Origin of the sequence: Erysipelothrix sp. strain 2 (EsS2-6-Brazil) (assembly GCF_016617625.1) — a bacterium.
Taxonomy (GTDB): Bacteria; Bacillota_I; Bacilli_A; order Erysipelotrichales; family Erysipelotrichaceae; genus Erysipelothrix; species Erysipelothrix piscisicarius.
Map to the genome: position 1 here is coordinate 17,524 of NZ_SBAR01000001.1, position 13,496 is coordinate 31,019.

General features: G+C 38.1%; 10 protein-coding genes and 1 other annotated feature. Of the genes, 2 read left to right on the forward strand and 8 right to left on the reverse strand.

The features are described from left to right. Window positions 1-15: 15 nt before the first annotated feature. Complete coding sequence (locus EPJ89_RS00070; RefSeq protein WP_200548676.1) at window positions 16-1,917, reverse strand: choline-binding protein; 1,902 nt, start codon at window positions 1,915-1,917, stop codon at window positions 16-18. Between the two features lie 303 nt (window positions 1,918-2,220). Here EPJ89_RS00070 and EPJ89_RS00075 point away from each other — a divergent pair, with 303 nt between their 5' ends. Continuing rightward, window positions 2,221-2,577, forward strand: a complete 357-nt coding sequence (locus EPJ89_RS00075; protein WP_161636522.1) for a DUF2513 domain-containing protein — start codon at window positions 2,221-2,223, stop codon at window positions 2,575-2,577. On the opposite strand, the gene brnQ is transcribed toward EPJ89_RS00075, so the two are convergent. The 5 genes from brnQ to EPJ89_RS00100 all read right to left on the reverse strand — a co-directional run bounded on the left by brnQ (window position 2,574) and on the right by EPJ89_RS00100 (window position 10,667). Continuing rightward, window positions 2,574-3,899, reverse strand: coding sequence for a branched-chain amino acid transport system II carrier protein (brnQ, locus tag EPJ89_RS00080; RefSeq protein ID WP_200548678.1), 1,326 nt, complete (start codon window positions 3,897-3,899; stop codon window positions 2,574-2,576). The genes EPJ89_RS00075 and brnQ overlap by 4 nt on opposite strands. Before the next feature lie 46 nt (window positions 3,900-3,945). Further along, window positions 3,946-4,175 (reverse strand) — a binding site (T-box leader). A gap of 56 nt (window positions 4,176-4,231) precedes the next feature. Then, window positions 4,232-8,815 (reverse strand): polysaccharide lyase family 8 super-sandwich domain-containing protein, encoded by a 4,584-nt coding sequence (locus EPJ89_RS00085; RefSeq protein ID WP_244660770.1) that lies wholly within the window; start codon window positions 8,813-8,815, stop codon window positions 4,232-4,234. A gap of 107 nt (window positions 8,816-8,922) precedes the next feature. Next, window positions 8,923-9,456, reverse strand: coding sequence for a DUF4256 domain-containing protein (locus EPJ89_RS00090; protein WP_161636525.1), 534 nt, complete (start codon window positions 9,454-9,456; stop codon window positions 8,923-8,925). Between the two features lie 12 nt (window positions 9,457-9,468). Continuing rightward, window positions 9,469-9,924 carry a CBS domain-containing protein gene (locus EPJ89_RS00095; RefSeq protein WP_161636526.1) on the reverse strand — a complete coding sequence of 152 codons (456 nt, stop codon included), beginning with the start codon at window positions 9,922-9,924 and terminating at the stop codon, window positions 9,469-9,471. Window positions 9,925-9,989: 65 nt separating this feature from the next. Next, window positions 9,990-10,667: a DNA alkylation repair protein gene (locus EPJ89_RS00100; RefSeq protein ID WP_200548682.1), complete on the reverse strand. Its 678-nt coding sequence runs from the start codon at window positions 10,665-10,667 to the stop codon at window positions 9,990-9,992. Between the two features lie 119 nt (window positions 10,668-10,786). Between EPJ89_RS00100 and EPJ89_RS00105 the strand changes: the two genes are divergently transcribed. Then, window positions 10,787-12,004, forward strand: coding sequence for a WD40/YVTN/BNR-like repeat-containing protein (locus tag EPJ89_RS00105; protein WP_200548685.1), 1,218 nt, complete (start codon window positions 10,787-10,789; stop codon window positions 12,002-12,004). Window positions 12,005-12,047: 43 nt separating this feature from the next. Here the strand turns inward: EPJ89_RS00105 and EPJ89_RS00110 are convergent, their stop codons facing one another. After that, the gene (locus EPJ89_RS00110) at window positions 12,048-13,160 is read right to left on the reverse strand and encodes a sodium ion-translocating decarboxylase subunit beta (protein ID WP_161636529.1); all 1,113 of its coding nucleotides are present in this window, start codon (window positions 13,158-13,160) and stop codon (window positions 12,048-12,050) included. A 3-nt stretch (window positions 13,161-13,163) separates the two neighbouring features. After that, complete coding sequence (locus EPJ89_RS00115; protein WP_125164580.1) at window positions 13,164-13,487, reverse strand: biotin/lipoyl-containing protein; 324 nt, start codon at window positions 13,485-13,487, stop codon at window positions 13,164-13,166. Window positions 13,488-13,496: the final 9 nt, after the last annotated feature.

A 13,496-nucleotide genomic window follows, 5' to 3' on the forward strand; every position in this document is an offset into this window, starting at 1 on the left:
CTCAATTAAGCCGTTCTATTTTTTTAAGGCACCACTCAAATCAAAATGATATTGCGTTGTATTAATGGTTAGGGTACCTACAGCCATTCGACCACTTTTTTTAAGATAATACCATTGATTCTTATAGTGTTTCCAACCGATTTTCATGGATCCTGATGATTCCAAATAGTACCATTTCTGATTAATTCGCTTCCAACCCGTAGCCATCATTCCGGATTGTTCAAGATAATACCATCTATTCTTATCTTTTTTCCAACCAGTCGCCATAGCGCCTGATTTTTCAAAAAAATACCACTTATTTTCAATTTTACGCCAACCACGAATCATGGTAGCATTCTCATCAAAATAATACCATTTTCCCTGAATCTTTGACCACTGTTGACTCAAAGCACCGTGTGGTGTTAGGTAATACCACTTATTCGAAATCTTTTTCCAACCTGTAATCATGCCTTTATGAGGATCAATCACAAATCTTTTATTCATAAGCGTAATCATCCCGGTTTTTGGATTACCCTTCTCATCAAAATAGTATTTAGAACCCGAAATTGTTTTCCATTGTCCTTTTACTAACTTAAGATTCTCGTCGCGATAGGACGATCGACCTTCTAAGCCTTGCCAACCCGAGTAGAGTAACGGTTCCTTTAGTTTAACCTTGGTCTTTATTTTTTTCTTATCTCCCTGATTTATAGCAGGATTTTTCTTTTGACCCTTTAATTCGAGCGTTTCAATTTCCTTAAGAATCTGAGCCAACTCAATAGAGTCACTGCGTTCTTGTGCATTTTGAAGTTTTTGCCTTAAAATCGCTTTATCTTTTTCCGAGATTTTATGACTTTGAGTTATTTTGAAACTAACATGTTCCACGCTTGTGATAAATAAACGATGCTCCTCATTTAATTGACTTGCTTGTTTACGAACCTTATCAAGTTGATGCTCATCTTTACTCGACTCAATTTCCCCCACCAGCTTTTCAAAATCTTCAACGGTCAGAAATTGAAATGTTTCGTGCAACGTTTGTTTTAACTCATTTTTTTTATTTTGAAGATTAACACGCTTTTCCTCGTCTGTGATCATCTTTTTAATTGCTTCAATTTTGCGACGTTTCGTTTCTCCTTCAAGTGCTTTTATTTGATTGAGGTAATCGTTGCGTCTTGAATTTGTAAGCATCGCCTTACCTTCAAGATATCTTTGAAATTCGATGTCATCCGGATTACTTGATTCATCCAACACAGGATTTTTTTGCTCATCCTTATCTTCTTGATCCATGCGTTTCCATGGCTTGCCACCTTTTTTTATATGTTCTAATTCAATCTTCTCAAAAAAGGGAATCACTTGTCCCTCCAAGTCTTTTGAATTCATCCAAATGCTCGCGAGCTGCTCCGCATAGTAACTGCGACTATTTTGATCGAGACGATCAAAGGACTGAATCGCTTTAAGATACGACGCTATGAGATTGCCATTTCGCTCTATTTTTTCTTCTAAAGCTTGAATTTCCGCTCTTAACTGATTGAGCTGCATGTCATCGATGGTTTCTTTTGAGCGATCAATAAAGTGTCTTATTTGATAACCGGATAAAAATCTATTTTGGCTCAATTCACGTTCAAAACGTTCAAGATTGCGTAATCGTTTTTTCTGTGCAACACTTTTTTCAACGATTGATTTAATTTGATTTATTTTTTCTTGTCGTTGATGAATTGGTGTTCGTTCAATCATACGAATATACTTTTCGATATGATCAACATGACGTCCAATATCTACTTGATCATCATCCATATCTTCAAGTGAAACCAAATAAGCTTTTAAAGCAACCAAATCACGGGCACGCGGCACGCTTTCATCAGCGTAAATCGACGCATCAAATCCTATAACACTTGCAGTACACAATACAGTACATGCCAATGATAACAGTCTTATTTTCATGTACAAAATCTCCTTAAACTGTAGAATGCCCTTAGGATAATTGAGAACGTTTCAAATGTAAAGACTAAAAATTAAATACGCCAAAGGGTAGTTAAAGTGAATTTAAAATGAGACAAAGAAATCAAAAGCAAGATAGTCACAACACGTAAAATTTATACGACATCTAAAAATCATCAATGAAGGCTTTACGGTCCCCTATCCGCAATCCATAACGATTTCGAAGATCATGTCATAAGAGCATGATACATCATGTAGGAACGCAAGCCGATTTGGTATAATAAAAAGGTAAGAAGGAGGCATAATATGAAACTAAATATTGATTGTGTAAGAGATATTCTACTCCATCTCGATCATCCCGAACCAACCATCACCTTTGAAGCACTGTCACTGGGTGATTTGCAAAATGTTTATCAACAGCATGAGTGTCTTGATCATCTCCGTAAAATGCATCATGCACATATTGTAACCTTGTCACAATCGGATTCGGAGAATCCTTCAATTCAATTAACTCCAAACGGACGGAATCTTATCGATGCTGTTAAAGATGATCGCCTTTATCAGGAATTTAAAAAAGAAATCAATGAAAAGTATCCAATCTATACAGTCGAAATTTTTGCTTATGGACTGTTTGCATACCGTTCTACACGATATGGACTCTAAGAATGCACTGTCGTTGCATTCTTTTTTTTGTCTTTAAAGGAATGATACATTTGAATTAGGACGAAAGAAATTACTGCCGGAACTACCCAAGCCAAACCCTGTCCATTTAGCGGGACTCCTTTCAAAAGCGATCCATTCGTAAACACATACACATCAATGATTGAAACCATCGACATTAAGGTCGTGACACCAATTGTTGCTTTATATACTGAATGCTTGAGATCCGCAAACAATTCAAGAAAGCTCAATACAATAAGAACCATGGCAATTGGATAGATTGCTTCCAATAAAGGAACTGATATCTTTAAAATCTTACTTAACCCTAAATTTGAGGTAATAAAACTCCATATTGAAATCACAATAACCCAATTTTTATATGAATACCTTGTTTTCGATGAAAAATACTGGCTGCACGACGTAATTAACCCCACCGAAGTTGTAAGACATGCTAAGGTAAAAATGATTGCTAATAAAAGAACCCCAACTGGTCCAAAAATATGCGTGATGATATGCGCAAGGGTTTGTGCGCCGTGTTCTGAATAACCGTATGCATGACCACTAAGCGCACCTAAATAGGCAAGAGATCCGTAAACAATCATCAACAAGACCCCTGCAAATAAACCGGATCGAACGGTATTTTTTACGACATCTGATTCTTCCGTTATTCCAAGACTTTGAATGATTTGCGCAATGACAAGTCCAAAGTTTAAAGCAGCAATGGTGTCCATCGTAAGATAACCATCAAGAAAGCCTTGAACAAAAGGTGTGGTTTGATAGTTTCCAATTGGTGTCGTAAAACCATCAAACGGTTTTATAAAACTTCCTACAAACACAATAATCATAAGCACAAGTAAAAGGGGTGTTAGGACTTTCCCCATTCGATCTACCAATTTCGTCGGATTTTTAGAAATAAAATACGCAATCGTAAAAAAAACAAATGTAAATAAAAATAAACCAATTTGCTGATATCTTGCCAAAGAACCCAAGAAGGGTGCTACCGCCATTTCAAAAGGCAGACTTCCCGCTCTTGGAATTCCTAAAAGCGGTCCAATAGAAAGATAAATTAAAAACGTAAAAACCAATGCAAATTTAGGGTGAACTTTTGATGCAAGAGGAAAGAGGCCTCGATGCTTTGATATGGCAATCACCGCAAAGATGGGAAAACAAACCGCAGTAATATAAAATCCTGCTAAAGACAACATTGTGTGGGATCCGGAAGATTCTCCGAGAAACGGTGGAAAGATTAAGTTTCCCGCACCAAAAAACAATGAAAACAGTGTTAATGAAACAAATAATGTATTTTTTCGAGATAATTTCTGCATATACTTCTCCTTAATTCATAAAATAATCGACAAAAAAACCTCATCCACAAGGGACGAGGTTATCGCGTTACCACCCAAATTCCATACAAAGTATGGCTCTCAACGTACATAATAATACGCGTTTCGGGTAACGGGGAACAGCCGGTATCACTTACTTATTTCAGCAATACATCTAAGTGATGATTTTCAGATACTCTTGAATCATTGACTCTCAGCTAATGTCAACTCTCTGTGCACGCAACAAGTATCGTACTCCTTCACTATCGTAGATTTATTTTCATAATAATAATCAATCTACGGTGGCTTGTCAATACATAATCTCTCAAAAATATTTATTGATGTTTACGACGAGAATCCGAGAACATCAAGAATCCCATTACAATCATCACAAATACAAACCCTGGAAGATCAGACGCACGACCTGTTGAAGGTAAATAACTTTCATCGTTTACACCATTGTCATCTGAATTTGATGTTTCATCGCCTGCACTTTCATTTGTGCCAGGCTTTTCATTCGGCGTTTCTCCAGGTTTTTCTTCCGGTTTTTCTTCCGGTTTTTCAGGTGTGATACCACCATTACCATTTTGATCTTCTTTTATCAATTCTATGGTTTGAGTACGTGTTTGACCATTTTGGGGATTTAGATCAAATGACAGTGTTTTTATATTTGATGCTGAGCGCATCAACATGTTTTGATCATTTAATGAAATTTCAACGTCAATCGTATCAACAGATTGCGATGGATCACTAACACTTACAGTTAGCTTTCCATTTTCATAACGGAAAAGATAAGAACCAGGTTGAAGGTTTAATGAACGAATTGGTAAGTCTTCAATATCAAGATTTAGGTGATCTTCCTTAAAGACATTCACCGCAATAATCTGTTGTTGTTCATCATATGCTGCGTGCATTGACGCATCATTTCTTAAAATATGAATTGGATTTGCTTGACTCAATGATGCTGTTTCAGCTTGGTTGTACTGCGGTAAGATCATGACAGCGTAGGATGCATTATCTGCATGAGCTGAATGATTTTGTCGAATGGATACGAAATCATTTTCATACTCTTTATCATTACCAAACAAGGTATTAATCGATTGGTAGGTTCCTTTACGCGTTTCATATTCAAATGTAATAGGTGCTTCTTCTAAGAATACATAGCCAACAGCATCATGATAATGACTGGATTCATAATGAGCCCACATATTTGGTGTGACGGTCATTTCATGTTGTGAATCGGTCAAGACTTTACCATTAATTGAGAATTGATCTCCAAGACGTGTATCGATGATGCGATTTTCAAAAATCGTTTCAATCGTGTCTGGTGAAGTTCCATGAATGTTACTTCCCATTAAAATTACTTTATCGTCTAAGAAAAGATAGGATTTCTGTGCAGTAAGATCTTGTTGATTGAAGTTAGATTTATCGAGCTTCATTACTGCAGCACCATTAGCACCTTGTTCAACCCCACCAACAAAACTTTGGGGTGATAGCAATCGTTCTCCACTGCTTAAGGCGAGTTCACGCGTATCCAATGTTACACCTGGTAAACGATATGGATTCACAGTTGGCCAATAACTGACTCCGAACTGGCGATCATCATGGGTATAGAGGTAATACATTCCATCTCCGGTATACCACCCTTGCCCATTTTCACCACTGAAGGACTCAAAATTAGCAATACGATTGGAGTACATACTCAATCCGAGTGTATAACGATCATGATGTACGGCAACACGATCCATCGCAGAGAAAATTGACACTTTCTTTTCAAGTTCAACAGGATCACGATCTGCACTTAATGCTTTTGTGATCTGTTCTGCATGTTTCATATCACGCACATGATCGAGTGGATTAATGGCTTTTTCGATTTTCGGATACCAAAGCGCTGTGACACTTTCCACCTTATCTCTAAATAAGTCAGGGGCAATCTCACTGACAAACAGAAGGTTACCGAGCATGCTGAAGCCACCACCATATGCACTGGAGGACTTCATAAGCTCAGGAGCACGCGACATTCCGCGTCCTTGAACCATTGCCATAAGTTGTCCTTCATGGAGCATACTGATAAATCCACGTTCTAATACAGGGAATAACGTTTGGTATGTTGATTCCTCCAAATGCCATGGACTTGGTTGTAATAGCGTTAAAAGGCTTGATACCCCTTCTAAATAAACGGAACCGTATCCGCCTGTATAGGGAATTGTTTTATGTTGAACCATTGATCCATCTTCATAGATACCATCTTCCGATGTCGCAAGTTCAAATAAAGGAACTAAATCGTTTTGAAGTCGCTCTAGCTTGGAAACATCTTCACTTAATAAAGCGGTTCCTAACAAACTCATTGCTAAATCCGTACGGTTTGCTCCAGTCGCAATATCGCCTTTTTTACTCATCTGGTCAACTGCATTCGGTACATAGCTTGCCACAACCGCTTCTAACGCCTCAAGGCGTTGATGAGGAAGATAGTCTGCAAGTAAGATTAAACTATCGGTAATTGCTTTGGCACTACCAATTTGATAATCCCACCAATTTCCTTCAAAGACCGATTGATTTCCGTTATAATTAAAGACTTTATAAAGGTGTTCCATACCCGAAACAATTTCTTCATAAACATCTCGTTGTTGATAAAGAGCCGATTCTGGCATTTGATATGCAAGTACGACTGCTTTAAGATTACGAAATTGTTTTGTCATATTCGAAGATTTTGTAGCACTGGTATTCTCCCAAAGATCTTCACGATAATCATTTGTTTTTTTCATACTACGATAGAGTGATTCGCCTTCACGAATAACTTTATCTTTAAATGAATCTTTAAGAGGACTTGAGATACTGCTATCACCAATATAGCGCGCTTGCCACTGATGAATCATCGATTGCATCGCTTCATTTTTTTCAGTCGCTATAACTTCTACATGAATCGTTTTTAAAAGTCTTGTTCCTGAGAAAATTTGAATCTCGGTTACCCCTTGTTTTTGCGGTAACAGTAATCCTTCTTCTGTTACATTCACGATTTTTTGATCTTTAGAAATAAATGTCAAATCACGATAGTTAGCATGACGGGGTGTTAATTCAAACTCAATGAAATACCGTTGATTTTCATCAATTTTAAGATTGTCTGATGCAACTGAAAGAGACTGAATCGGTAATGAGGTCGAATTCAAAACCGTCACGGTTACTTCATCATAAACACTTGGATCAAATGCAGATCGAACTTGAACTTTTGCGATTCCCGGTTTTAAACCAACAATCGATCCTTGATCAACAGATACAACGGATGGATCACTGGATGACCACTCTAAAGTTTTTTGATTGATTGTCTTAGGCTCTGTGGAAACCGGTAAGAATATTTTTTGATTTAATGCCATTTCAAGAGCATTCGTATCCAATTGAATGGATGTCGCTCCAATTGGCTTTTCATAAAGCATTAAGTCATCAAGGAGGTAAGATCCTTTCGTATTATGCATCCGGAACACCGGTAAAATCTGTGTCGTTTTATCATCAGTTGTGAATTCCACTTTAAAACGAACCCATTGATCGGAAGCATTAATGGTATCCGCATGGACTACACCTGATAATTTGTTGGCAGCATAACCATCAACTTGTAAATTAATACGAGCTTGAGCTGCATTCAACGTTTCAAGGTTTTCAGACTTAAACCATCCCTCATACACATACGTTGTCTCAGGTTTAACATCATAACGTTTTTGAGGTTTAAAGAAACTTAAAGCACTTTGATCATTACGCTCAAGATTTATCTTCACAGCATACGATCCATCTTTAACATCCGATTTAACCATTTCCGCACTGTAGTACGATGCATCGAGGTTTGAAGATTTATAGCGTTCAAAAACCCATGATTCAGGTTTTAAATCTTGATCCCAGAAACCAACATCCTGATGCCAATTGATTTGACTTGTGTTGCCTTTATTTGGAGCCTTAACGAGTTTTTCAAAACTACCATTTTCTAAAATATTTACGGCAAATAAGTTTGTATCTTTCGGTGCACGTACACTTACATGAATCGTTTTACTCAAACCACTTTTAGAGTCGAATACTGTAATCACACTGTTTCCCTCTGAAACTGCAGTCACAATCCCTTGAGCATCAACGGTTGCGATACCGAGATCACTGGATGACCACTCCAAACGATCTACAGGATAATCACTGGGTTCCACAATCGGTTTAATGCTGGCTTGATCTTGAGGTGCTAAAGTCATTGCATCTTGCACCACATCAAGACTTGTAAGCTTAATATCCGAAGCAATTTCTTTTTCTTGCAATGAAATATTTTTAATTGAATACGATCCTTTTATAAATGAAAATTTAAATACGGGTAAAAAGTCTGTTGCGGATTCAATTTTAAATTCATGCTCGAAGTCAGTCCACGTGGACGCTTCAGGAAGTTCAAATTCTATTGAAGGTTTGATGATCGTATTTTGATTGTATTGATCAATGGTTAAATTGACGGAAGTGGGTTTTCCGTTTGCAACGATACTAAAATCAGTTTTATACGATCCTTTCACAATATAGGTTGTATTCGGTTTTGCCTTGATTTTTTTCTCGGGTTTGAAAAAAGACATTGGGGTTTGGTATTGACTGTTTGAAGAAACAGTCACCACACCTTGATTTAAATCTGCCTTATATTGAGAACGATCAAGGGATGAACCACTATAACGTTCAAACATCCACCCAAGTGGCTTTAGATCATTGGTCCAAAAGCCAATGTCTTTATTGTTTGTTTTATTACTTTCATCCATGGGCACAACATTTTCGGTCAATGAAAAATCAGAATTGACAAAATACTCATCTGCTGAAGCGGGTTGCCCAACATCCAACGCTTCGATACGTTGTTGAGTTGGGAACAACGTAATCGTAAGAAGCAGCGTGAGTAAAAACATAACGGTTTTTCTCATAAATGTAACCTCTTTCTTTTCAAGGTGATTATAAGGTAAACCGGTTAGGTTGTCAATTACTTTTAACATTAATCATTAAAAAACAGATTCTTATCGAATCTGTTCGTTTATTTTATTTTTAGGTATGTTCGAAATCCACGTGCTGCATAATAGGAATCTGCACCATTATGATAAATGAAGACTGTCCCATAACGATAATCTCCAAATATTGCGCCTCCACGATCACGAATGTTTTTTGGGGTCTTAAGCCATGATGATGTTTTCTTATCGACCACATCATAGGTTTGTAGAAATTGGTACAAGTTCTCATCCAACAATGCAACCCCTGCTTCATGCGCAATTTGAACTGCACTACCGCTTGGTTTGTTCTTTTTACGTTGTTCTAATGCTAAAGCATCATAACACAAGCTACGACGCCCAGAAGGACTCTCTGGGGCACTATCCATATAGAGCCATGAATGCTCTTCTACAACGAATAAATCTGGTTCTCCCTTCGTTTCTTCCATCCACATTAATGAATCCACAAATTGCGAATTGGATGAGATCACATCCAAAACATCATCCCAAACAATTGTTGGATGACGGTGTTCATTCATTTCAAAACGTTCTTGTAACGTTACAAACAATTCTTGTTGGTTCATGCCATACTCCCTCTATCCTTGTTTCATATCTTGATAATACATTAAAACCGATTTACGCGTAATAATTCCCATAAACTTATTACGGTCATCCACAACAGGAACAAAGTTTTGATCTAAGATCCGATCTAAAACATAACTCAGATCGACATCAATGGTCACGGGTGGATTCCAAGAATGACGCATAATATCTTTTAAATACACTTCTTCAACATCTTTCATATCGGTAATTTTTTCATGAATTAAATACCAAAGAAAATCCCCTTCATTAATGGTTCCGTAAAATTGACCATCTTCTGTAATGACTGGCATTGCGGTATAACCATGAAATTTCATCTTTTCCAATGCTTGCCGCACACTAGCGGTATTGGTAATATAGCCAATCAACCCTTTGGGTTTTAATAAAAATGCAATACTCGTATAAGGTGCTTCATTTAAATGTTTTGAATTAATATTATTTAATGTTGTCATAGTCCCATCCTTTTACATGCTTATTTTACCATGACTTCCAAAGACGTCTGTCAAATCACATAACATTACACATTCCGCTTCAAGATTGCATCCATCCAAAGGGGTGCATACGCTGACGTACACCCCTTAGAAACTTTCATCTCTTTATAGACACCACATGCTTCACCAATCGCATACGCGCGATCCACAAATTCAGGATAGCCAAAGCCGATTTCACACAACGCACGATTCATCATCCATTGCGTTAAAGGTTGTGACTGCTCTAATTGCATTTCAATTTCATCAAGAACATGTATGAGCTCATCCTTGGATTTTTGCTTACGTTTAATGGCATCCACGACAAAGGTCCAATACGCCCGACCAAATCGATCTTCCGACTCACTCCTTAAGCGTTCAATCCATCCATCTTTATCCTTTGAAAAAACAAGACAGCGAAAAATTAAATCTTCTTGAAGCGTCATGACGCGCACCTCATTTAAGAATTGAAACACCGTCGGTTCATCCAGTTTGTTGGGATCAAAAAGAAGCACAGCAAGCAATTGATAATCAATAATCCCTGACTTCCATAGGCATCGTGCCAACTCGTGTTCAAGCCCGATTTCTTTTGCCAGTTTACGGATAACGCCTAAAGGAATTCCCACCGTATTATCATCAGCGCCTTGTTTGATTAAAGTTTTACGACGACTCTCATTTTGAAAACGCTCCAAATCCAATACCACCGATTCATATGTCCATGATTTCATGCCATCACCTCTCTTCTCATTATAACGATGTATTCAACATTTGACGCGTCAAACGACCATCACACCTTTCACTTGATTTATCTTTACAAAGACGTATGCTTATTAAAAAAGGAGTTTTTATGTCAAAAAATATGAAACACATTCTAGTTGGTATCCTTTGTGTATGCTTGGGTTACCTTTACGTTCATGCACAAGCACCTTCCCTTACTAACTATACAGTGAAACATCAACCAGGGATGACACCCCATGAAACCATGAATGCATGGCTCACAGGCTATCTACAAGCGCATCAGTCACGATGGAATCAAAACGATCCGTTGATTGATTTTACGATTGAATCGTTGGAACCTGTTGAACCCATCGGCGAAGAAGAAGGTTGGTTGATTTTTGACGTAACGTTTACCGTTGAAGCAGGAAGACGTCCGGACAAACTCTTTCAAACACTACCCCTTCAAAATAATAACCACTACACATACAACCTAATTCTATATATGAATGTTGAAAACAATGTACTTAAATACCAAAATGATATGACAGAAAAAACGTATCGGGAACAACACTTCCCTACGACACCCAGTTATGAATCCGATACGCAAGCATCGTTTTATGATGATCAAAATATGTTTCTCCGTATCCGTGAAAACGAAAACAAGCCTTGGATCGAAACACCCATCGCGTCTGCAGACTTCACAACATCCTCTCAAGGTCATTTCAAAAATGACAAACGAATATTCAGTTTTAAAAACCATCATGAAGTTTTATATCAAAAAGACGGGAATGTTATTGTGGGTGGAACGGTGGATGGTGGAACAACGTGGTCCTCAACAACAATCTTTGATGAGCCGCCTTTATCCATCATTACGGCAGGCTATCTTGATTTTGTGGGCGAGACCGGGATACTCGCATTATCCAGTCATGTTGCATTAAACGCAGAAATTGTAAGTTATCATTATACCTTGGACAATGGACAAACATGGACTTCACAACCCATACCAAACTATACCCATAAGATTACGGATGCATCCCTAAGTGACTCTAAAACACTATGGGTAACCCAACCCAATTCACCACACCTTTATCGAAGTCTTGATTATGGTGAAACATTTACTGAGGTTGCCTTACCCGCTCAAACGCTCAACGATACATCAATTCGCTGGAATGATATCTTTATTCAAGCAACAGCACCACAACGCGTGGATCATCACCTCAAAGTCCGCATCACCCAAAATAACGGAGACTACCGTCAGAATGCCGATGCAATCTTTATCAGTAATGATAACGGTAATACCTGGAACTTTAGTGAATACATCATTCCTCAAAAAGTATTTTTCAAATAAAAAAGACACCCGGTATTCAAATACCGAGTGTCTTTTTAAAACATTATCCAAAGAATGTGAGGAGTAATCCTGCAGCAACTGCAGAACCAATTACACCTGCAACATTCGGACCCATTGCATGCATGAGTAAGAAGTTTGAAGGATCTGCTTTTTGCCCTTCAACTTGAACAACACGTGCTGCCATTGGAACCGCAGAAACCCCTGCAGCCCCAATCATTGGGTTAATCTTATCTTTTATAAAGAGATTCATTATTTTAGCAACAATAACCCCTGAAGCGGTTCCTACCGCAAAGGCTACAAGTCCTAAAGCAATGATCCCTAAAGTTTGTGTATTAAGGAAGGTTTCAGCATTCGCTGTCGCACCAACTGTCATTCCTAAGAAAATTGTGATGGTATACATCAATGGATTCTTAGCCGTTTCAACAAGGTTTGGAACAACACCGACTTCTTTTATTAAGTTTCCAAACATCAACATCCCTACAAGAGGTGCTGCACTTGGAACAATTAAAGACACTAAGATCGTTACAACAATCGGGAAGAGAATTTTTTCTTTTTTAGACACTTCACGAAGTTGAACCATTTTAATTTCGCGCTCTTCTTTTGATGTTAGCGCACGAATAATAGGCGGTTGTATGACGGGTACAAGCGCCATATAGGAGTAAGCAGCAACAGCAATTGGACCTAATAGATGCGGTGCCAATTGGCTTGTTAAGTAGAGCGCTGTAGGTCCATCAGCGCCCCCAATAATTCCAATACTGGATGCTTCCATCACATTAAATCCAAGTGCAATCGCACCTAAAAACGCAAAGAAAATACCAAACTGTGCCGCAGCACCCAGGATTAAACTTTTAGGGTTTGATAGGAGTGGACCAAAATCAGTAGCCGCTCCAACCCCCATAAAAATCAGTGGTGGAAATAGACCAAGGTGAACCCCTTGATAAAGAAGGTTTAAGACACCCCCTTCTTCCATAACCCCTGATAACGGTAAGTTTGCAAGCAACATACCAAATGCAATAGGAATCAATAAATAAGGCTCATAGCCTTTTTTAATCGCAAGAAATAACAGTGTGCACGCGATTAGAATCATAATAAATTGTCCCAAAGTCATGGCCGCAAAACCCGTTTGATTAAGAAAATCAAATAGTATGTTTAACATATCTTAACCTCGGTAGGTCAACAAGTCTTGACCATTATCGACGACTTGTTTCTCAGAAACAAGCACTTGATCAATCACACCATCCTGATCGGCTACAATTTCATTTTCAAGTTTCATAGCTTCAATAACCATAACAGGTTGTCCTTTTGAAACGGATTGTCCCGGTTTCACAAGAACACTCAGGACTGAACCTTGAATGGGTGCTTTCAATGCAGAACCAGAACCGCTTGATGCGATGGGTGTTGAGGCTGTTGGCTCAAAATCTCCAACTTTTTCAATTTCAACCTCATAAACTTTTCCATCTACAGATACTTTATATTTTTCCATTCATATCTC

Coding starts and splice junctions, on each gene's coding strand:
- EPJ89_RS00110 (WP_161636529.1), bottom strand. CDS start 13,160: ATGTTAAACATACTATTTGATTTTCTTAATCAAACGGGTTTTGCGGCC.
- EPJ89_RS00075 (WP_161636522.1), top strand. CDS start 2,221: ATGAAACTAAATATTGATTGTGTAAGAGATATTCTACTCCATCTCGAT.
- EPJ89_RS00095 (WP_161636526.1), bottom strand. CDS start 9,924: ATGACAACATTAAATAATATTAATTCAAAACATTTAAATGAAGCACCT.
- EPJ89_RS00115 (WP_125164580.1), bottom strand. CDS start 13,487: ATGGAAAAATATAAAGTATCTGTAGATGGAAAAGTTTATGAGGTTGAA.
- EPJ89_RS00100 (WP_200548682.1), bottom strand. CDS start 10,667: ATGAAATCATGGACATATGAATCGGTGGTATTGGATTTGGAGCGTTTT.
- EPJ89_RS00090 (WP_161636525.1), bottom strand. CDS start 9,456: ATGAACCAACAAGAATTGTTTGTAACGTTACAAGAACGTTTTGAAATG.
- brnQ (WP_200548678.1), bottom strand. CDS start 3,899: ATGCAGAAATTATCTCGAAAAAATACATTATTTGTTTCATTAACACTG.
- EPJ89_RS00085 (WP_244660770.1), bottom strand. CDS start 8,815: ATGAGAAAAACCGTTATGTTTTTACTCACGCTGCTTCTTACGATTACG.
- EPJ89_RS00105 (WP_200548685.1), top strand. CDS start 10,787: ATGTCAAAAAATATGAAACACATTCTAGTTGGTATCCTTTGTGTATGC.
- EPJ89_RS00070 (WP_200548676.1), bottom strand. CDS start 1,917: ATGAAAATAAGACTGTTATCATTGGCATGTACTGTATTGTGTACTGCA.